Source organism: Comamonas sp. C24C, assembly GCF_053345995.1.
Genome location: NZ_JBKFBC010000001.1, coordinates 366,220 through 386,069, shown reverse-complemented (window position 1 = coordinate 386,069; position 19,850 = coordinate 366,220). Strand labels below are relative to the sequence as shown.

Below are 19,850 nucleotides of genomic sequence, written 5' to 3'. Positions count from 1 at the left end.
AGCTAGGGCATCGTCCCCCTTGGGGGAAGGCGCGCAGCGACTCAGGGGGGATCATTTACTTGCGGGCTGCTATGAGCGAGAGGAATTCGCGGCGCAGTTCGGAGTTGGTGAGGAAGGCACCGCGCATGACGGAGTTCAGCATCTTGGAGTCCATCTCGCGCACGCCGCGCCAGGACATGCAGAAATGCGAGGCTTCCATGACCACGGCCAGTCCGTCGGGACGGGTCTTGTCCATGATCAGATCGGCCAGTTGGATGATGGCTTCTTCCTGAATCTGCGGACGGCCCATGATCCAGTCCACCAGACGCGCGTACTTGGACAGGCCGATCACATTGGTGTTCTTGTTGGGCAGCACGCCGATCCAGATCTTGCCGATCACGGGGCACAGGTGGTGGCTGCAGGCACTGCGCACGGTGATCGGGCCGACGATCATCAGCTCGTTCAGGTGCTCGGCATTGGGGAATTCGGTGATCGCGGGCTGGGCCACATAGCGGCCACGGAAGACCTCGTTCAAATACATCTTGGCCACGCGGCGGGCCGTGGCACGGGTGTTGTGGTCGTGCACGGTGTCGATCACCATGGAATCGAGCACGCCCTGCATCTTCTCCTGCACCTCGTCCAGCATTTTCTCCAGCTCGCCGGGCTCGATGAATTCGGAAATATTGTCGTTGGCGTGGAAACGCTTGTTCGCCGCCTGCAGCCGCTCGCGGATCTTGACCGAGACGGGCGTACCTTCGGCCTGGTTGTCTTTTTTCATATCGGCGAGATCTCTGAACATCCAAGGATGGTACCAGTGAATCAACTTCCCGAAGCTACAAAGGATTTGGCATCCAGAGGCAGATTCACAAGGCGTCGGAAGCTATTGTTTCAGGAGCAATCACTCAATCAGCCTGCACCCGGAGCCAGAGATGGCGAGAAAGGGGAAGGCACAGGGCTGCTACAGCTTGAACTCCGCGATCAGCGGCAGATGATCCGACATGCGCCACCAGATGCGCCCCTTGGGCACCTGCAGCCCCAGCGGCGTCAGGCCGCGCACATAGATATGGTCGAGCTGCGCAATCGGCAGCCGCGAGGGATAGGTCAGAATGCCCTGCGTCTCCTCGTACTCGAACAGGCCGAAGCCCGCCAGCATGCGCTTGATCTGGTTGCCCCAGTCGTTGAAGTCGCCCGCCACCACCAGCGGCGCATTGGGAGGCACCTCGCGCTCGATGAAGCGCTGCAGCAGTGCAATCTGGCGAATGCGGCTGCCCGGAATCAGGCCCAGGTGCACGACGATGGAGTGCACGCGCTTGCCGTGGATGTCCAGCTCCACATGCAGAAGGCCGCGCTGCTCGAAGCGGTGGTCCGAGATGTCCTCGTGCTGGTAGCCGATCACCGGCCAGCGGCTGAGCAGCGCATTGCCGTGCTCGCCGTCCCGGGTGTAGGCATTGGTCAGATAGACGGACTCGTAGCCTTCGGGAGCCAGGTACTCGGCCTGCGGCACATTGGGCCAGCGGTCGAAATACTGCTCCTCCTTGCGGTTCATCTTGCGCACTTCCTGCAGGCAGACGATGTCCGCATCGAGCTGCTCCACCGCGAGTCCCAGATTGTGAATCTCCAAGCGCCTGGCAGGGCCCAGGCCCTGCACACCCTTGTGAATGTTGTAGGTGGCCACGCGCAGGATCTGCGGCTCTGGCGGTGTGAACAACTGAACTTCAGACATAGGCACTGATGGTTTCAAGGCTGCTGCCTGCACCGGCGCTCGGCCAGCGCCGGCTCGAAGCGCGGCAACAGCAAAATAGCTTCTGCATTGGAAGAAGAAAAGCAGCGCTGGGCTGCCTCACGCCAGTCATGCCAATCATGTGCGGTGTGCTCCCTGGGATTCAAGTGCACGCTCAGGTGAGACGGCACACGCAGGCCGAAGACACGCTCCTGGTTATGGCTGACACCCGGCGCGTAACGATGCAGCCATTGAGGATAGATGGCGTAGACGTTCTCGAGTTCCCAGTCGGTCAGGCAACAGTCCGGCGCCAGCGCGTCGATGCCGGTTTCCTCCAGCACCTCGCGCACCGCGGTTTCATGCCAGTCCTCGTCCAGGCTGTCCTTGCTGCCCGTGACGGATTGCCAGAAAGGCTCGCCCTCGGGCGCCGCAATGCTGCGGCGCAGCAGCAACACCTTCCCGTCTTCACGGTAGATCACGACCAGCACGGACTGCGGAATCTTGTAGGGCCTGACTTCCATCGCAGCATATTAGCGCGGCCAGGATGACAGCATGCGGAGTCGCCCTGCTGCTTGATAGCCATCAATATTCATAGCTGCAACCGCTCTCCATTCATTGAATTCATAGAAAAAACTATCTGAAATCCAAGATTGACAAGCGTAAGCAGCTCCCAATTTCAAAGCAACAAAAAAGCGCCAGCCGCTTTCGCGAACTGGCGCTCGGGTGTGAACAGCGACCGGCGCTGTTCACGGGGAGCTTGGCAATCAAGCCTCGGTGGTGACCACCATGGGGTTGCGCAGCTTGATGTGCAGCTCGCGCAGCTGCTTCTCGTCCACGGGCGAGGGAGCCTGGGTCAGCAGATCCTGGGCGCGCTGTGTCTTGGGGAAGGCAATCACGTCGCGGATGGAGTCGGAGCCGGTCATCAGCGTGATCAGACGATCCAGACCGAAGGCCAGACCGCCGTGGGGAGGCGCACCGTACTGCAGCGCGTCCAGCAGATAGCCGAACTTGGCGCGCTGCTGCTCGGGCGTGATGTTCAGGGCTTCGAACACCTTGGCCTGCACGTCGGCGCGGTGGATACGCACCGAGCCGCCGCCCAGTTCCCAGCCGTTCAAGACCATGTCGTAGGCCTTGGCAATGCACTTGCCAGGATCGGTGTCCATCAGGTCTTCGTGACCGTCCTTGGGCGAGGTGAAGGGATGGTGCACGGCCACCCAGCGGCCGGATTCCTCGTCATGCTCGAACATGGGGAAGTCCACCACCCACAGAGGCGCCCACTTGTCTTCGAACAGGCCGCTCTTCTTGCCGAATTCGCTGTGGCCGACCTTCAGGCGCAGGGCGCCGATGGAGTCGTTGACGATCTTTTCCTTGTCGGCGCCGAAGAACAGCAAGTCGCCATCCTGGGCGCCGGTGCGCTTGAGGATTTCGGTCAGGGCAGCATCATGCAGGTTCTTGACGATGGGCGACTGCAGGCCTTCGCGGCCCTTGGCCACTTCGTTGACCTTGATCCAGGCCAGACCCTTGGCACCGTAGATCTTGACGAACTCGGTGTAGCCGTCGATCTCGCCACGCGAGATGGCAGCGCCGCCGGGCACGCGCAGGGCCACGACACGGCCACCCTTGGTGGTGGCGGGGGTGGAGAAGACCTTGAAGTCCACGTCGCCCATGATGTCGGTCAGCTCGGTGAACTCGAGCTTGACGCGCAGGTCGGGCTTGTCCGAACCGAAGCGGAAGGCCGCATCCTGGTAGGTCATGATGGGGAACTCGCCCAGATCCACGTTCAGCTGGGTCTGGAACACTTCCTTGATCATGCGCTGGAAGATGGCACGAATTTCCTCTTCGTTCAGGAAGGAGGTTTCGCAGTCGATCTGCGTGAATTCGGGCTGACGGTCAGCGCGCAGGTCTTCGTCGCGGAAGCACTTGGTGATCTGGTAGTAGCGGTCGAAACCCGAGACCATCAGCATCTGCTTGTACAGCTGGGGCGACTGGGGCAACGCGAAGAATTCGCCGTCATGCACGCGCGAGGGCACGAGGTAGTCGCGGGCGCCTTCGGGCGTGGACTTGCCCAGCATGGGAGTCTCGATGTCGATGAAGCCTTCCTTGTCGAGGAAGTTGCGCACCTGGATGGCGGTCTTGTAGCGCAGCATCATGTTGCGCTGCATCACGGGACGGCGCAGATCCATCACGCGGTTGGTCAGACGCACGGTTTCCGACAGATTGTCGTCGTCCAGCTGGAAAGGAGGCGTGACGGAGGCGTTGAGCACATTCAGCTCATGGCACAGCACTTCGATCTGGCCGCTCTTGAGCTTGTCGTTGGTAGTGCCGGCGGGACGCGCACGCACCACACCCTTGACCTGCACGCAGAACTCGTTGCGCACGTCTTCGGCCACCTTGAACATCTCGGCGCGGTCGGGATCGCAGACCACCTGCACATAGCCTTCGCGGTCGCGCAGGTCGATGAAGATCACGCCACCATGGTCACGGCGGCGATTCACCCAGCCGCACAAGGTCACGGTTTCGCCCATTTGGGCTTCGGTCACCAGACCGCAGTATTGAGAACGCATTGCCATGAAAATTCTTCCTGCACCTTAGGGGTGCGACAAGGTTGTTTGTTTGGATTCTTCGATCAGTGCGAGGTCCGGCGGAGCCACCACGCCCATCGAAACAATGTATTTGAGCGCCGCATCCACACTCATTTCCAGCTCGATGCATTCGCTCTTGCGCACCAGCACGAAATAACCCCCTGTGGGGTTGGGCGTGGTGGGCACAAAGACGCTCACATATTCGTCGCGCAACAGGGCAGCCACCTCACCGCTGGGCTGGCCTGTGACGAAAGCCACGGTCCATACGCCCTCACGCGGCCACTGCACCAGCACTGCCGTGCGAAAAGCGTTGCCGCTGTCGGAGAACACGGTGTCCGAGACCTGCTTGACGCTGGAATAGATGGAGCGCACCACGGGAATGCGGCGCACCAGCGCATCACCCCAACCCACCAGCTTGCGGCCGATGAAATTGCTGGCAATGCCGCCCACGAGCAGCAGAATCAGCAAGGTCAGAATAACGCCAAAGCCCGGAATATGCATGCCCAGCAATCTGTCGGGCTGCCAGGCTTCGGGAAGAATGGCCAGCGTCTGATCCAGCGTTCCGATGATCCAGTTGAGCACGCCCAGCGTGATCACCAGGGGAACGATGACCAGCAAACCGGCAATCAGCCACTTGCGCAATGCAGACATAGTGTGGGTAAGCCTCAGGAATTGGCGGGTGCAGGAGCTGCAGCTGCTGCAGGTGCAGCGGCACTGTCACTGGATGAAGAGGTGCTTGCAGCCGGCTTGCTGCCGCTGTTCTTGAAGTCCGTGGCGTACCAGCCAGAACCCTTGAGCTGAAAGCCCGGAGCGGTGAGCTGCTTGGAAAAGGCCTCGGCCCCGCAAGCTGGGCACACGGTCAGCGGCGCGTCCGAGATTTTCTGCAGCACATCCTTGGCGTGGCCGCAGGAACCACACTTGTATGCATAGATAGGCATAGCGCTAAAAACGGGGGAAGTGCAAAAACCCTCAATTATAGGCGCCGCCCCTGGTTTTGCTGCGCTGCGCAAGCAAGCCCCGGCGGCGCCGGTTTGCGCCCTCAAGCCTTGATCTCGGCAAAGGACTCTATTTCACGGTGATGGTTGCTGATCCACTGGGGCAGCAGCGAGCCTGCCACCATGCCGACGACCGCAGCCAAAAGACCAGCCAGCTGCTGTGGAAAAGCCTGGTTGAGCGCGGGCGTGACCATGAAGATGAGCCACACACCGATGCCCAGCGCCACGGCGCTGATGGCGCCCTGGGTGGTGGCGCGCTTCCAGTACAGGCCAAACACCAGCGGCACGAAGGCCCCCACCAGCGGCACCTGATAGGCGCTGGCGACCAGCTCATAGATGGGCGTGCCTTCCATGACGATCGAATAGGCCAGCACACAGGCCGCGAACACCAGCACGCTGATGCGCATGGTCCTGAGATTGTCCTTGTCCGAGGTGTAGGGCCGGAACTGACGCCAGATGTTCTCGGTGAAGGTCACGCTGGGGGCCAGCAAGGTGGCAGAGGCGCAGGACTTGATGGCCGAGAGCAGCGCACCGAAGAACAGCACCTGCATGGCAAACGGCATCTTGTCCATCACCAGGGTGGGCAGCACCTTCTGCGGATCATCGGCCAGCAGGGCCGTGGCTTCGGCGGGCATGATGATGAGCGCACTGGCCACCAGAAACATGGGCACGAAGGCAAAGATCACATAGCAGGCACCGCCGATGATGGTGCCGCGCACGGCCGACTTCTCGGTGTCTGCCGACATCACGCGCTGAAAGATGTCCTGCTGCGGAATCGAGCCCAGCATCATGGTCACGGCAGCGCCGATGAAGAAAACGATTTCGTGCAGCGAAGGCTCGGGCAGAAACTTGAAGAGATCGCGGCTGGTGGCCAGATCGACCACCTTGCCCGCACCGCCCGCCATGTCACCGGCAAAAAATGCCAGGATCAGCAGGCCGGCGACCAGAATGATCATCTGCACGAAATCCGTCACGGCCACCGACCACATGCCGCCGAACAGGGTGTAGACCAGCACGGAGAGCACGCCGATCGTCATGCCCATGGGAATGCTGACGACACCGCCCGAGAGCAGATTGAAGACCAGGCCCAGCGCCGTGACCTGGGCCGAGACCCAGCCCAGATAGCTGAGCATGATGATCAGCGAGCAGACCACCTCGATAGCCCGGCCATAGCGCGAGCGGTAGTAGTCGCTGATGGTCAGCAGATTCATGCGGTAGAGCTTGGCCGCAAAGAACACGCCCACCAGGATCAGGCACATGCCCGCGCCAAATGGATCTTCCACCAGCGCATGCAGTCCGCCTTCGATGAACTTGGCAGGCACGCCCAGCACCAGCTCGGACCCGAACCAGGTCGCAAAGGTGGTGGTGATGATCATGTAGAGCGGCAGATGACGGCCGGCAATGGCGAAATCCGCCGTGTTCTTCACGCGTCTGGCGGCCCACAGACCAATGCCGATGGTCACTAACAGGTAGACGATCACCAATGAGAGCAGCACGCTGGCACTCCTCGAACTCTAAAGAAGGGGAAAGCTCAGAAGCGGATGCGCAGCAGAACCTGCAGCACCACCAGACCGATGACGAAACCAATACCGCCGCAGAGGATAGCCTGCAGCAGACGGTTGGTCGTTTTCTGCTGCTGCAGCAGTTCCTTGAGCAGGGTCTCGCTGTCATTGCCGGAGCCATGCCTGGACAGATACTGGTGCAGCACCCGTGGAATGTCGGGCAGGATCTTGGCGTAACGCGGGGCCTGAGCCTGCAGCTCATGCCACAGACGCTGCGGCCCCATCTGATCCAGCATCCATTTCTCGAGGAACGGCTTGGCCGTGCTCCAGAGGTCGAGGTTGGGGTCGAGCTGGCGCCCCAGGCCTTCGATATTGAGCAAGGTCTTTTGCAGCAGCACCAGCTGGGGCTGGATCTCGACCTGGAAACGGCGCGAGGTCTGGAACAGGCGCATCAGCACCATGCCCAGCGAAATTTCGGCCAGAGGCCGGTCGAAATAAGGCTCGCAGACGGCGCGGATGGCCGCTTCCAGTTCCTCGACGCGTGTCGTGGCCGGTACCCAGCCGCTTTCCACATGCAAGGCGGCAACGCGCTTGTAGTCGCGGCGGAAGAAGGCCAGGAAGTTCTGCGCCAGATATTCCTTGTCGAACTCGGTCAGCGTGCCGACGATGCCAAAGTCCAGCGAGATGTAGCGTCCGAAGGTATCGGGCTCCAGGCTGACCATGATGTTGCCCGGGTGCATGTCGGCATGGAAGAAACCGTCACGGAACACTTGGGTAAAGAAGATGGTCACGCCATCGCGCGCCAGCTTGGGGATGTCCACACCGGCTTCGCGCAGGCGCTCGACCTGGCTGATGGGCACGCCCTTCATGCGCTCCATCACCATCACATCGGTATGGCAGTAATCCCAGTGGATCTCGGGGATCAGCACCAGATCCAGCCCTTCCATATTGCGGCGCAACTGCGCGGCATTGGAGGCTTCGCGGATCAGATCCAGCTCGTCGTGCAGATAGTTGTCGAACTCGGCAACCACTTCCTTGGGCTTGAGACGCTTGCCGTCGTGGGAGAGCTTTTCCAGCCAGCTCGCCATCATGTGCATCAGCGCCAGATCCTTGTCGATCACGGACTTCATGCCCGGACGCAGCACCTTGACGGCAACGTCGTGCTCGATGCCGTCCTTGTCGCGGATCCGGGCAAAGTGCACCTGGGCAATCGATGCGCTGGCCACGGGCTCGCGCTCGAAGCTGATGAAGATCTGCTCCAGCGGCTTGCGAAAGGAACGCTCGATAGTGTCCACCGCGATCTGGGAATCGAACGGCGGCACGCGATCCTGCAGCTTGGCCAGTTCCTCGGCCACATCGGGCGGCATCAGGTCGCTGCGTGTGGACAGCACTTGACCGAACTTCACGAAGATCGGTCCCAGCTCTTCCAGCGCTTCGCGCAGGCGTACGCCACGTGGCTTGTCCAGCTTGCGGCCGAAGGTCAGCACGCCGCGCAGGCTGCGCAGTCGCGGATGCGGGATCCCGGAGAGCACCAGTTCGTCGAGCCCATAACGAAACACCACCCAGAGGATGGCCCAGCCTCGCAGAAAACGGCTCATGGCTGTGTGTAATCGGCGCCTGGCATGGCTGCCACGGGGGCCGTGCTGGCAGGATGGGCCGCATCGGCAGCAGAGGAGGACTTGCCGCCCATGCGTGCGCCGACGAACTGACGCAACCCCTGAGCAGCGGTACGAGCCACCTTGGCGATGGTGTGGGCCGGCACGTCACCGATCAGGCGGGCCAGGTCTTCCTCCACATCCCACTTGACGTTGTCCACCAGCCAGTTGATTTCGGCCGCAAACTGCACGTCGCCTTCGATGCGAATGCTGGGCTTGTCGCCACGCAAGGCCGTCTGGGCCAGCGACAGTGGAGAGGTTTCCGTGACTTCCAGCATCAGATCGGGCGCCGCCTCTGCAGGAGCCAGATCGAACAGGCCGGCAGGGGTGACCAGCAAGGCAACCGAGTACTGGCGCCATTGCACGCGCGCAATACGGCCTTTCTGGCGCACGAGGCGATCCCTGGCCTCTTTTTCCTGCATCAGCACATGGTTGAGGAAAAGCACCAGACGCTGATGCATTTCACTCACCAGCCATTCGGGAGCTTGGGGGCCGGCCATCACGCGTTCGACGAGACCGCCCAGAAAAGAAAAAGGGGACTGTGTTGCCATAGTCCCCGATTATTCATGAAATTGATTCCCCCCTGTGGCGCTTTGCGCCTTCGCCTTGAGGGGCGGGCGGCTTCGCTGCGAGGCGAAGGGCCGGCCAGGCTCTCGCTGAGTGCCCCGGATCGGGACATGCCAGTTCGAGCCGTGGCTTTATTGCAGCGCCTGCACGCCTGCCACCAGCCAGCCGCTGGTGCCGCTCTTGGGCTTGGTCATGTTCCAGACTTCGCGGAAGGGGCTGGGGCCTGCCGATGCCTCTTCGCGGATCATGCCGGAGAACTCGACGCTGGCCATATAGCCATTGCCCAGGTCCTCGATGCCCAGCAACTGCGCATCGATCATCAGCACATCGGTGAGGTTGGGTTCACCGGCACGCTGGCTCTCGCGTTCGGACAGCTGGCTGCGGATTTCCGAGAGCATCTCGTCGGTCATCATGGAGCGCAGGGTTGTGATGTCGGACTTGTCCCAGGCCGATTGCAGCGTCACGAAGTTACGCTTGGCTGCCGTGAGAAAGCCTTCGGCATCGAAGTCTGCGGGCACGCCCCAGTTCTGCGAACCCGACAATGCAGAGCCGATCATGGAGCCACCGGCTGCTGCTGCGGCTTCGGGAATATGGTTCTGTTCCCAGGGACGAGCCGACGCATCGTTGCCCACTTTTTCAGGGTTGTACTGGCGAGCCTGGGGAGCGTTGGCATCACCACCCAGATTGCCTGCGCCCTGAAAGGCGAAGGGGCTGTGATTGCTCTGCATGGCAGGCGCGGGCTTGCGACGGCGCATGATCATGCCGACCACCACCATGATCACCATGGCCAGCAGACCGAACATCAGCATATTGGCAAAGGCTTCGCCCATGCCCAGCGAGTTGGCCAGCCAGGCCAGGCCCAGGCCTGCGGCCAGGCCGCCCAACATGGCGCCCCAGGGCTTCTTGGGTGCAGCGGCCGGAGTTGCGGGCGGGGCCGCGCGGTTTTGCTGCGCCGCATTCTGCTGCCCAGCCTGCTGGGGATTCTGAGCGGGAGCACGAGAAGCTTCACGCTGAGTGACGTTGCCCGACTGTTTGCCGAGCGATGAGCCGCCGCCCATGCGCTTGGCGTCGGCCTGACCATGTGCCACCACCAGCATTGCCACCAAGGCGATTGACCAAAGTTTCTTCATCTCATCTCCCTTCTTCTAGAAAGTCGCTACAAATCTGCGCACCAGGCGCACTTAACACTTGATTCCCACATGCAAGGCACAGACGCCCCCAGTCATGTTGTGATAGTCCACATGACCAAAGCCGCATTGCTGCATCAAGGCCTTGAGCTCCTTCTGCCCCGGATGCATGCGGATGGATTCGGCCAGATAGCGATAGCTTTCGGCATCGCCGGCAATCATCTTGCCCATGGCCGGCAAAACCTTGAACGAGTACCAGTCATAGGCCTTCTCCAGGGGCTTGGCCACCTTGGAGAATTCCAGCACCAGCAGCTTGCCGCCAGGACGCAGCACGCGGTTCATTTCCTTGAGCGCGGCATCCTTGTGCGTCATATTGCGCAGGCCGAAGGCCACGCTGACCAGATCGAAATAGTTGTCGGGAAAGGGCAGCTTTTCCGCATCGCAGACCAGCGTGGGCAGGATCACGCCCTTGTCGGTCAGACGGTCGCGCCCCACACGCAGCATGGCTTCGTTGATGTCGGTGTGCACCACCTGACCGCTGGCCCCGACCTTCTTGGAAAAAGCCAGGGACAGATCCCCAGTGCCGCCCGCGATGTCCAGCGCCTTGTCGCCTTCCTTGAGGTTGGCCACCATCAGCGCGTAAGCCTTCCAGGCACGGTGCAGACCACCCGACATCACGTCGTTCATGACGTCGTACTTGGAAGCCACGGAGTCGAACACACCGCGTACGCGCGATGCCTTCTCGCTTTCATCAACAGTCTGGAATCCGAAGTGTGTGGAGCTCATAACAAAGAATGCTAAGCAGGCAGTGCTTGCGCGTACAGCGACAACCCCGTATGGCTACAGGCTTTGAAGCACTATGGTTTTTGGAAAGAATTCGCCTTGAGCGCTTATTTCACATGCGCTGCCAGCTATTGGAAATATAGCACCAGCCTCAATAACCCTGTGCTGCACGCATGGGCGCTGTGGCGTGTGCGGGACGTTGCTGCCGGCTTTTGGACCGACATGCAAGCCCCTGGGAGTCAAAGCTCAATGCACGCTGCAGCCATGGCCGCCGGCGCCTTTCTCGGGCATGGGCGTGTCGCGCTCCAGTCCGGCCTCCTGCAGACGCTGCAGATATTGCTGCCACAGAGCGTCCTGCTGGCTACCCAGCTGATAGAGGTATTCCCAGGTGTAAAGACCGCTTTCGTGCCCGTCGCTGAAGAAGGGCTTGATGGCGTAGTTGCCCACCGGCTCGACGGTGTTGATGCCCACATCGCGCTTGCCGGTCTGCAGCACTTCCTGGCCAGGGCCGTGGCCCTGGACTTCGGCCGAGGGCGAGTACACGCGCAGCAGCTCGAACGGAATGCGGAAAGTCTTGCCGTCCGAATAAGAGACCTCCAGCACGCGCGATGCACCATGCACGGTCAGCGACTGGGGGGTGGGAGTGTTGGCTTGCAGTCCTGCCATGGTTTTCTCCTAATCAATGCATAAAAGGGCAGCCTCAAGCTGCCCTTTGGATCTCCCGACGGAGACGAAAACATCACGCAGCCCAGAGGGCCAGTGCCTTTTGCAGCATCTCGTCCACCTGCGGCAGCTGGCGGGCAATCGCAGCTTCGCGGGCTTCATCGCGCTCGCGCTGGGCTCCAGCCCAGACCGAAGCGGGAAAGTGGCTGTCCCAGTCATAGCGCGCAATCACATGCCAGTGCAGATGCGCCACCATATTACCGAGCGCCGCCAGATTGATCTTGGTCGGAGCCAGCTGCTCGCGCAGCACGCGCTCCACCAGGGCCACCGCATCCATGCAGACAATGCGATCCACCGCACTCAGATCCGAGAACTCGGCCGCATGATCATTCCAGACCACGCGATAAAAGGCCGGAAAGCCCTGCTCGGCGGCCCGGATCACACGCAGCTTGTCGCCGCGCCAGACCAGCGTACCGCCGTCGGCAGTGCACAGAGGACAATTTTCAACCAACATCTGAAATCTCCATTGCAATGCTTCTTGCCCACATCACTGCGATGTAACCCCAGCGCAGGCCGGAGACACCGAGGAAGGGCCTATGTGGCCCCGCCGCCCCGCGCCGAGGGTGATAAGGCGCGAAGCGACTCAGGGGGCATCACACCAGCACGCGTTCAATACCGCCCTGGTTGGCGCGATTCACATACTCGGCCATCCAGTTCTCGCCCAAAATGTCCTTCGCCATTTCGACCACGATGTAGTCGGCTTCGAGCAGACCGTTGTTCAGGTCGTTGCCGTAGCGGCTCAGGCCCTGCAGGCAGCTGGGGCAGCTGGTCAGGATCTTGACGTTGTCCTGGGCACCGAGCTGACCGTTGTCGCGCAGCGCGGCCTCGCCCTTGCGGATCTCTTCGGTCTTGCGGAAGCGGATCTGCGTGGAGATGTCGGGACGCGTCACCCCCAGCGTGCCGGACTCGCCGCAGCAGCGCTCGCTCTTGAGCACGTTGTCGCCCATCAAGGCCTTGACGGTCTTCATCGGGTCCTGCTGCTTCATGGGCGTGTGGCAGGGGTCGTGGTACAGGTACGAGCCCTTGTTCTGCAGCGTGATGCCTTTTTCGAGCAGATATTCGTGGATGTCGATGATGCGGCAGCCAGGGAAGATCTTGTCGAACTGGTAGCCCTGCAGCTGGTCATAGCAGGTACCGCAGCTCACCACCACGGTCTTGATGTCCAGATAGTTGAGCGTGGTCGCCACACGGTGGAAGAGCACACGGTTGTCCGTGATCATCTTCTCGGCCTTGTCGAACTGGCCCGAGCCGCGCTGGGGATAGCCACAGCACAGATAGCCGGGCGGCAGCACGGTCTGCACGCCGGCATGCCAGAGCATGGCCTGCGTAGCCAGACCCACCTGGCTGAACAGGCGCTCGGAGCCGCAACCTGGGAAGTAGAACACCGCCTCGGTGTCCGACTTGGTGGCCTGCGGGTCGCGGATGATGGGCACGTAGTCCTTGTCCTCGATGTCCAGCAAGGCGCGCGCCGTCTTGGTCGGCAGACCGCCGGGCAGCTTCTTGTTGATGAAGTGGATCACCTGCTCCTTGATGGGAGCCGTGCCCACCGATGCGGGCGGGTGCGCGGTCTGCTTCTTGGCAACCGCTCCCAGCACGTCGGCCGCCAGGCGCTGGGCCTTGAAGCCCACGCCCACCATGGCCGTGCGCATGAACTTGATGGTGTCGGGATTGGTGGCGTTGAGCATGGCCATGGCCAGCTTGTTGCCGGGGCGGAAGCTCTTCTTGTCCATCTTGCGCAGCAGATTGCGCATATTCATGGTCACGTCGCCGAAGTCGATCTTGACCGGGCAGGGGTTGAAGCACTTGTGGCAGACCGTGCAGTGGTCGGCCACGTCCTCGAATTCCTGCCAGTGCTTGATAGACACGCCACGGCGTGTCTGCTCTTCGTAGAGGAAGGCCTCCACCAGCAGCGAGGTGGCCAGAATCTTGTTGCGTGGCGAGTACAGCAGATTGGCGCGCGGCACATGAGTGGCGCACACGGGCTTGCACTTGCCGCAGCGCAGGCAGTCCTTGACGGAATTGGCGATGGCGCCGATGTCCGACTGCTGCATGATGATGGATTCGTAACCCATCAGACCAAAGCTGGGCGTATAGGCATTGGTCAGGTCGGCAAACATCAGCGACTCGCGCGGCGAGCGGCCGTCGTGACTCTGGTGCGCCAGGGCATCCCACTCTTCGTTGCGGATCAGCTTGCCCTTGTTGAAGCGGCCTTCGGGGTCCACACGCTTCTTGTAATCGGCAAACGGCGCCAGCTCGGCATCCGAGAGGAATTCCAGCTTGGTGATGCCGATGCCGTGCTCGCCCGAGATCACGCCGTCCAGACTGCGCGCCAGCTCCATGATGCGGGCCACGGCTTCGTGCGCGGTCTGCAGCATTTCATAGTCATCGGAGTTGACGGGAATATTGGTGTGCACATTGCCGTCGCCGGCGTGCATGTGCAGCGCCACCCAGACACGGCCCTTGAGCACCTTCTGGTGAATCTCGTTAACCGACTCGCGCAGCGGCTGGAAGGCAGCGCCCGCGAAAATCTTGGACAGCGGCTCCTTGAGCTGGGTCTTCCAGCTCGCACGCAGGCGGTGATCCTGCAGCTCGGGGAACAGCGTGGCCACGCCGTCCAGCCAGCCTTGCCAGAGATCGCGCACCTCGGCCACCAGCGCCAGCGCCTGCTGCACGCGGTCTTCCAGCAGCTCGGCGCTGGGAATGTCGCCGGCATCGTCGCTCTTGCCCAGGGGCAGGTCGGAATGCTTGAAAAAGCCGCTCAGCTCGTCGCAGAGCTTGAGCTTGTTGCGCAGCGACAGCTCGATATTGATGCGCTCGATGCCATCGGTGTACTCTGCCATGCGCGGCAGAGGAATCACCACGTCTTCATTGATCTTGAAGGCGTTGGTATGGCGCGAGATCGCGGCCGTGCGCTTGCGGTCCAGCCAGAACTTCTTGCGCGCCTCGGCGCTGACGGCGGTAAAGCCTTCGCCGTTGCGCGAATTGGCGATGCGCACCACCTCTGCCGCCACGCGGGCCACTTCGTCGGCGTCGTCACCGGCGATATCGCCCAGCAGCACCATCTTGGGCAGACGACCATTGCCCTTCTTGCTCTTGGTCGCGTAGCCCACGGCCTTGAGGTAGCGGTCGTCCAGGTGTTCGAGACCGGCCAGCAGCACGCCCGAGCGCTTTTGCTCGGCGAACATATAGTCCTTGATCTCGACGATGGAGGGCACGGCATCCTTGGCATTGCCGAAGAACTCCATGCACACGGTACGCGTGTGCGCCGGCATGCGGTGCACCACCCAGCGTGCGCTGGTGATCAGACCGTCCGTGCCTTCCTTCTGAATGCCGGGCAGGCCCGAGAGGAATTTGTCGGTCACGTCCTTGCCCAGGCCTTCCTTGCGGAAGGTGTGGCCGGGAATGTCCAGGCGCTCGGTGCGCACAGGGGTCTTGCCGTCCGCCTCGAAGTACTTCAGCTCGAAGCAGGCCATCTCGGCATCGTGAATCTTGCCGAGGTTGTGATCCAGGCGCGTGACTTCCAGCCACTGCGCATCCGGGGTGACCATGCGCCAGGACACCAGATTGTCCAGGGCCGTGCCCCAGAGCACCGCCTTTTTGCCGCCCGCGTTCATGGCGATATTGCCGCCGATGCAGGATGCCTCGATGGAGGTCGGATCCACGGCAAACACAAAACCGCCGCGCTCGGCCGCATCGGCGACACGCTGGGTCACCACACCGGCTTCGGAGTAGATGGTGGGCACTTCGTGGTCCACGCCGGGAATCATGCGCATCTCGACTTCGGTCAGCGCCTCCAGCTTTTCGGTGTTGATGACCACCGAGCGCCATGTCAAAGGAATGGCACCACCCGTATAACCGGTACCGCCTCCACGCGGAATGATCGTCAGGCCCAGCTCGATACAGCCCTTGACCAGGCCGGCCATCTCGGCTTCGGTATCGGGCGTCAGCACCACAAACGGGTACTCGACGCGCCAGTCGGTCGCGTCGGTCACATGGGCCACGCGCGACAGGCCGTCAAACTTGATGTTGTCCTTGGCGGTATAGCGGCGCAGTGTCTTCTGTGCGCGACGGCGCAGCTGCTCGGCTTCGACAAACGTGGCATTGAATTCATGCACTGCGCGATGGGCAGCCTCCACCAGCTGACCCACCAGCTGATCGCGCACGGCATCCTCGTTGGGCTCGCGGCGCTTGTCGATCTCGGCCAGACGATGCTCCAGCGCCTCGACCAGCGACTTGCGGCGGTCGGGGTTGTGGATCAGATCGTCCTGAAGATAGGGATTGCGCTGCACAACCCAGATATCCCCCAGCACTTCGTAGAGCATGCGGGCGGATCGGCCGGTGCGGCGTTCCTGACGCAGCTGATTGAGCACATCCCACATGGATGAGCCCAGCAGACGAATCACGATCTCACGGTCAGAGAACGATGTGTAGTTATAGGGAATCTCGCGCAGTCGTGCGGGTTCGGCAGCCTGGGCCTGGAGGGCGGCAGCCAACGCAATCGGTACATTCATGGGGTAGACCGTATCGGGCGCCCTCTGTGTGGCGCCCCTAAGCCAGTGGGATGGCGATTTTAAGCGACGGCGGCTCAGCCATGCTTTGCTATGGGTTCTGAGTGGTCAGCCCTGCTATCGCCAAAGCAGCAGCAAGCCCCGGGCAGCTTCGCTGCATGACACAACACCGCGCAGCACTGCGAATTCGTTCAAGGCACGCGCCTCCCAATCATCGATGAATCTTCCATAGGCTATTTAGACAAAAATCATACATTTCCGAATCAAAAACAACTCAATACGAAAGACTACCAACAACAAACGAAATGCCGTTGACCTAGAATGGCGCAGCTTCGCGCACCATCAATTGTCACCAGATCGTCATGCAACGGCTTTTGACTGCGGGTTCTGCCCATGGTGAAGCGCACAAGCCCATGCAAACAATGACATCCATATGTCATACGAATGACTTAATGTGCATCACCGCATATTTCGTCAACGAAAGTTAGAGGAGCCTTCATGCAATTCAAGCAACTGGCCATGGCCGCCGCCGTCGCCGCAACTGCCTTCTCGGCACAAGCCACCACCGAAATCCAATGGTGGCACTCGATGACTGCCGTGAACAACGAGTGGGTCAATGACCTGGCCAAGCAGTTCAACGAGAGCCAGAAGGACTTCAAGATCGTCCCCACCTATAAGGGTGCCTACGACGAGTCCATGACAGCCGCGATTGCAGCCTTCCGCTCGGGCAATGCACCGGACATCCTGCAGGTGTTCGAAGTGGGCACTGCCACCATGATGGCTTCCAAGGGCGCGACCGTGCCCGTGGGCAAGGTGATGCAGGACGCCGGTGTCGCTTTCGACCCCAAGGCCTACATCCCCGCCGTGGCCGGTTACTACACCGCCCCCAACGGCCAGATGCTGAGCTTCCCCTTCAACAGCTCGACCACCATCTTCTATTACAACAAGGACGCCTTCAAGAAGGCCGGCCTGAACCCCGACAAGGCCCCCACCACCTGGCCCGAAGTCTTTGCTGCCGCCAAGAAGCTCAAGGAAAGCGGCCACAGCTGCCCCATGACCCTGGCCTGGCAAGGCTGGACCCAGCTGGAATCGTTCTCCACCTGGCACAACGTTGAGTTCGCCACCGAGCAGAACGGCCTGAGCGCCAACGGCTACAAGGCACGCATGAAGGTGAACTCGCCTCTGCACGTCAAGCACATCGACAATCTGGCCGCAGCTGCGAAGGCTGGCGAGTTTGTCTACAAGGGCCGCGGCTCCATTCCCCAGGCTTCGTTCACCGCCGGTGAATGCGCCATGATCCAGACTTCGTCCGGCTTCTACGGCGATGTGGCCAAGAACGCCAAGTTCGCCTACGGCCTGGCTGCCCTGCCCTACTACCCCGATGTCAAGGGCGCTCCCCAGAACACCGTGATCGGTGGCGCTTCGCTGTGGGTGATGTCCGGCAAGAATGCCGAGCACTACAAGGGCGTGGCCAAGTTCTTCGAATTCCTGTCGCAGACCAAGGTACAGGCCGCTTCGCACCAGCGCACCGGCTACCTGCCCGTGACCATGGCCGCCTATGACCTGACCGACAAGTCCGGCTTCTACGCCAAGAACCCCGGCACCGACACCGCCGTGACGCAGATGATCCGCAAGGTGACCAACAACTCGCGCGGTATCCGTCTGGGCAACTATGTGCAGATCCGTACCATCGAGGACGAAGAACTCGAACAGGTGTGGGCTGGCAAGAAGACCGGCAAGCAGGCTCTGGACGCCATCGTGACCCGTGGCGACGAGCTGCTGGCCCGTTTCGAGCGTTCCTACAAGAAGTAATCCTGAGGGTGCCGCAGGGCACCCCCAGGCCCGCTGTGCCTTCACCCAAGGCACAGCCCTTTGAATGCCACGTTGACTGAACCCAGGCTCCGGTGGTTTTTTTATTTGTGACTCCTCATGGAAAAACGCGTTCTTTTCCGATCCAGGTGGCTGCCCTGGGTGCTTATCGCACCCCAGCTCCTCATCATCGGCATCTTCTTTTTCTGGCCCGCTGGTCAGGCGGTACTCCAGTCATTCCAGATGGAAGACGCGTTCGGCATGAGCACCGAATGGGTGGGCCTGGACAACTTCCGCCAGTTGTTCGCCGACCCCACCTATCTGGACTCCTTCTACCGCACCGCGCTGTTCTCGGTGCTGGTGGCAGGCGTGGGCATCGCCACATCGCTGGCCCTGGCCATTTTTGCGGACCGCATCGTGCGCTTCGCCATGGTCTACAAGACCCTGCTGATCATTCCCTATGCCGTGGCCCCCGTGATTGCCGGCGTGCTGTGGATTTTCATGTTCTCGCCGTCCATCGGCGTGGTGGCATATTTTCTGGGCAAGCTCGGCTATGACTGGAACCACCTGATGAACGAGAACCAGGCCATGGCACTGATTGTTCTGGCCGCCGTGTGGAAGCAGATTTCCTACAACTTCCTGTTCTTCCTCGCCGGACTGCAGTCCATCCCCAAGGCCCTGATCGAAGCGGCCTCGATTGATGGTGCAGGCCCCTGGCGCCGCTTCTGGAACATCCAGCTGCCGCTGCTCTCGCCCACCACCTTCTTCCTGCTGGTGATCAACATCGTTTACGCCTTCTTCGACACCTTCGGCATCATCGATGCGGCCACCCACGGCGGCCCCGGCCAGTCCACGTCGATCCTGGTCTACAAGGTGTATCTGGACGGCTTCAAGGCGCTGGACCTGGGCGGCTCGGCTGCGCAGTCCGTGATCCTGATGCTGATTGTTGTTGTGCTGACTGTGATCCAGTTCCGCTATGTTGAAAAGAAAGTGCAGTACTGATCATGGTTGACCGCAACCCCTGGCTCAATTTCTTCTCGCACCTGGTGCTTGTCGTCGGCGTGGCCATCGTGGCCTTCCCGCTGTATCTGGCACTGGTGGCCTCCACCCACACGGCCAGCGAGATCGTGCAGGCGCCCATGCCTCTGCTGCCCGGCACCCATCTGTGGGAAAACTACAAGGAAGCACTGCTGGGCTCCGGCAAGCTGGGCTCCAACACCAGCGTCGTCCACATGATGTGGGTGAGCTTTGTCGTGGCCATGATCATCACCGTGGGCAAGATCGCCATCTCGCTGCTGTCGGCCTTCGCCATCGTGTACTTCCGCTTCCCGTTCAAGATGATCTGCTTCTGGGCGATTTTCCTGACCCTGATGCTGCCCGTGGAAGTGCGCATTCTGCCCACCTACAAGGTCGTGGCCGAACTGGGCCTGCTGAACAGCTACGCCGGTCTGTCGCTGCCCCTGATTGCCTCGGCAACCGCCACCTTCCTGTTCCGCCAGTTCTTCCTGACGGTGCCCGATGAGCTGGTGGAAGCCGCCCGCATCGATGGCGCCGGCGCCATGCGCTTTTTCAAGGACATCCTGGTGCCCTTGTCCAAGACCTCGATTGCCGCGCTGTTCGTGATCCAGTTCATCTACGGCTGGAACCAGTACCTCTGGCCTCTGCTGATGACCACCTCGGAAGACATGTATCCCGTGGTCGTGGGCATCAAGCGGATGGTCGCTGGCGGTGGCGAAGCCGCCATCGACTGGAACATCGTGATGGCGACAGCCATCCTGGCCATGCTGCCCCCCACACTGGTGGTCATGCTGATGCAAAAGTGGTTTGTCAAAGGCCTGGTGGATACCGAGAAGTAATGCTCTCGACCACGACCTCCACCACCTTCTTTTGACCCATTGAA

At 61.2% G+C, this 19,850-nt stretch carries 17 protein-coding genes; 3 read left to right on the top strand and 14 right to left on the bottom strand.

Features of this window, described 5'->3' with window-relative positions; all coding sequences use genetic code 11:
* Positions 1-55: 55 nt before the first annotated feature.
* The 14 genes from folE to ACLBXN_RS01660 form a co-directional block, all read right to left on the bottom strand.
* The gene (gene folE, locus ACLBXN_RS01725) at positions 56-778 is read right to left on the bottom strand and encodes a GTP cyclohydrolase I (protein WP_003058469.1); all 723 of its coding nucleotides are present in this window, start codon (positions 776-778) and stop codon (positions 56-58) included.
* Between the two features lie 159 nt (positions 779-937).
* Entirely contained in the window at positions 938-1,702 is a 765-nt protein-coding gene (locus tag ACLBXN_RS01720) for an endonuclease/exonuclease/phosphatase family protein (protein ID WP_003066010.1), read from the bottom strand.
* A 14-nt stretch (positions 1,703-1,716) separates the two neighbouring features.
* Positions 1,717-2,220, bottom strand: coding sequence for a dihydroneopterin triphosphate diphosphatase (nudB, locus tag ACLBXN_RS01715; protein ID WP_447610927.1), 504 nt, complete (start codon positions 2,218-2,220; stop codon positions 1,717-1,719).
* Between the two features lie 243 nt (positions 2,221-2,463).
* Positions 2,464-4,269 (bottom strand): aspartate--tRNA ligase, encoded by a 1,806-nt coding sequence (gene aspS / locus ACLBXN_RS01710; protein WP_039049630.1) that lies wholly within the window; start codon positions 4,267-4,269, stop codon positions 2,464-2,466.
* Positions 4,270-4,287: 18 nt separating this feature from the next.
* Positions 4,288-4,932 carry a DUF502 domain-containing protein gene (locus ACLBXN_RS01705; RefSeq protein ID WP_003058473.1) on the bottom strand — a complete coding sequence of 215 codons (645 nt, stop codon included), beginning with the start codon at positions 4,930-4,932 and terminating at the stop codon, positions 4,288-4,290.
* Positions 4,933-4,946: 14 nt separating this feature from the next.
* Entirely contained in the window at positions 4,947-5,219 is a 273-nt protein-coding gene (locus tag ACLBXN_RS01700; protein ID WP_003058474.1) for an FmdB family zinc ribbon protein, read from the bottom strand.
* 101 nt (positions 5,220-5,320) lie between these two features.
* A complete protein-coding gene (locus tag ACLBXN_RS01695) occupies positions 5,321-6,772 on the bottom strand; it encodes a sodium:solute symporter family protein (RefSeq protein ID WP_407715160.1) in 1,452 nt (483 codons plus the stop codon).
* Positions 6,773-6,807: 35 nt separating this feature from the next.
* On the bottom strand, positions 6,808-8,376 hold the full coding sequence (ubiB, locus tag ACLBXN_RS01690; protein WP_211457699.1) for a ubiquinone biosynthesis regulatory protein kinase UbiB: 1,569 nt from the start codon (positions 8,374-8,376) through the stop codon (positions 6,808-6,810).
* On the bottom strand, positions 8,373-8,984 hold the full coding sequence (locus ACLBXN_RS01685) for a ubiquinone biosynthesis accessory factor UbiJ (RefSeq protein ID WP_447610926.1): 612 nt from the start codon (positions 8,982-8,984) through the stop codon (positions 8,373-8,375). Before ACLBXN_RS01685 ends, ubiB begins: the two co-directional genes overlap by 4 nt.
* A gap of 147 nt (positions 8,985-9,131) precedes the next feature.
* Positions 9,132-10,130 (bottom strand): Tim44 domain-containing protein, encoded by a 999-nt coding sequence (locus ACLBXN_RS01680; protein WP_447610925.1) that lies wholly within the window; start codon positions 10,128-10,130, stop codon positions 9,132-9,134.
* 51 nt (positions 10,131-10,181) lie between these two features.
* Positions 10,182-10,913 carry a bifunctional demethylmenaquinone methyltransferase/2-methoxy-6-polyprenyl-1,4-benzoquinol methylase UbiE gene (ubiE, locus tag ACLBXN_RS01675; protein WP_043003481.1) on the bottom strand — a complete coding sequence of 244 codons (732 nt, stop codon included), beginning with the start codon at positions 10,911-10,913 and terminating at the stop codon, positions 10,182-10,184.
* Positions 10,914-11,156: 243 nt separating this feature from the next.
* Positions 11,157-11,576: a gamma-butyrobetaine hydroxylase-like domain-containing protein gene (locus ACLBXN_RS01670; RefSeq protein WP_043003482.1), complete on the bottom strand. Its 420-nt coding sequence runs from the start codon at positions 11,574-11,576 to the stop codon at positions 11,157-11,159.
* Positions 11,577-11,649: 73 nt separating this feature from the next.
* A complete protein-coding gene (locus ACLBXN_RS01665; RefSeq protein ID WP_447610923.1) occupies positions 11,650-12,087 on the bottom strand; it encodes an HIT family protein in 438 nt (145 codons plus the stop codon).
* Between the two features lie 139 nt (positions 12,088-12,226).
* On the bottom strand, positions 12,227-16,144 hold the full coding sequence (locus ACLBXN_RS01660) for a DUF3683 domain-containing protein (RefSeq protein WP_447610922.1): 3,918 nt from the start codon (positions 16,142-16,144) through the stop codon (positions 12,227-12,229).
* 495 nt (positions 16,145-16,639) lie between these two features.
* On the opposite strand from ACLBXN_RS01660, the gene ugpB reads away from it, so the two are divergent.
* The 3 genes from ugpB (at position 16,640) to ugpE (ending at position 19,806) form a co-directional block, all read left to right on the top strand.
* Positions 16,640-17,953, top strand: coding sequence for a sn-glycerol-3-phosphate ABC transporter substrate-binding protein UgpB (gene ugpB, locus ACLBXN_RS01655; protein ID WP_003058490.1), 1,314 nt, complete (start codon positions 16,640-16,642; stop codon positions 17,951-17,953).
* 117 nt (positions 17,954-18,070) lie between these two features.
* Complete coding sequence (ugpA, locus tag ACLBXN_RS01650) at positions 18,071-18,952, top strand: sn-glycerol-3-phosphate ABC transporter permease UgpA (protein WP_043003485.1); 882 nt, start codon at positions 18,071-18,073, stop codon at positions 18,950-18,952.
* A 2-nt stretch (positions 18,953-18,954) separates the two neighbouring features.
* A complete protein-coding gene (gene ugpE, locus ACLBXN_RS01645) occupies positions 18,955-19,806 on the top strand; it encodes a sn-glycerol-3-phosphate ABC transporter permease UgpE (protein WP_003058493.1) in 852 nt (283 codons plus the stop codon).
* The last annotated feature ends 44 nt before the right edge of the window (positions 19,807-19,850 follow it).

Coding starts and splice junctions, on each gene's coding strand:
- nudB (WP_447610927.1), bottom strand. CDS start 2,220: ATGGAAGTCAGGCCCTACAAGATTCCGCAGTCCGTGCTGGTCGTGATC.
- ugpA (WP_043003485.1), top strand. CDS start 18,071: ATGGAAAAACGCGTTCTTTTCCGATCCAGGTGGCTGCCCTGGGTGCTT.
- ACLBXN_RS01685 (WP_447610926.1), bottom strand. CDS start 8,984: ATGGCAACACAGTCCCCTTTTTCTTTTCTGGGCGGTCTCGTCGAACGC.
- ACLBXN_RS01720 (WP_003066010.1), bottom strand. CDS start 1,702: ATGTCTGAAGTTCAGTTGTTCACACCGCCAGAGCCGCAGATCCTGCGC.
- ACLBXN_RS01670 (WP_043003482.1), bottom strand. CDS start 11,576: ATGGCAGGACTGCAAGCCAACACTCCCACCCCCCAGTCGCTGACCGTG.
- ACLBXN_RS01665 (WP_447610923.1), bottom strand. CDS start 12,087: ATGTTGGTTGAAAATTGTCCTCTGTGCACTGCCGACGGCGGTACGCTG.
- aspS (WP_039049630.1), bottom strand. CDS start 4,269: ATGGCAATGCGTTCTCAATACTGCGGTCTGGTGACCGAAGCCCAAATG.
- ubiE (WP_043003481.1), bottom strand. CDS start 10,913: ATGAGCTCCACACACTTCGGATTCCAGACTGTTGATGAAAGCGAGAAG.
- ugpB (WP_003058490.1), top strand. CDS start 16,640: ATGCAATTCAAGCAACTGGCCATGGCCGCCGCCGTCGCCGCAACTGCC.
- ACLBXN_RS01680 (WP_447610925.1), bottom strand. CDS start 10,130: ATGAAGAAACTTTGGTCAATCGCCTTGGTGGCAATGCTGGTGGTGGCA.
- ACLBXN_RS01700 (WP_003058474.1), bottom strand. CDS start 5,219: ATGCCTATCTATGCATACAAGTGTGGTTCCTGCGGCCACGCCAAGGAT.
- ACLBXN_RS01705 (WP_003058473.1), bottom strand. CDS start 4,932: ATGTCTGCATTGCGCAAGTGGCTGATTGCCGGTTTGCTGGTCATCGTT.
- folE (WP_003058469.1), bottom strand. CDS start 778: ATGTTCAGAGATCTCGCCGATATGAAAAAAGACAACCAGGCCGAAGGT.
- ugpE (WP_003058493.1), top strand. CDS start 18,955: ATGGTTGACCGCAACCCCTGGCTCAATTTCTTCTCGCACCTGGTGCTT.
- ACLBXN_RS01660 (WP_447610922.1), bottom strand. CDS start 16,144: ATGAATGTACCGATTGCGTTGGCTGCCGCCCTCCAGGCCCAGGCTGCC.
- ubiB (WP_211457699.1), bottom strand. CDS start 8,376: ATGAGCCGTTTTCTGCGAGGCTGGGCCATCCTCTGGGTGGTGTTTCGT.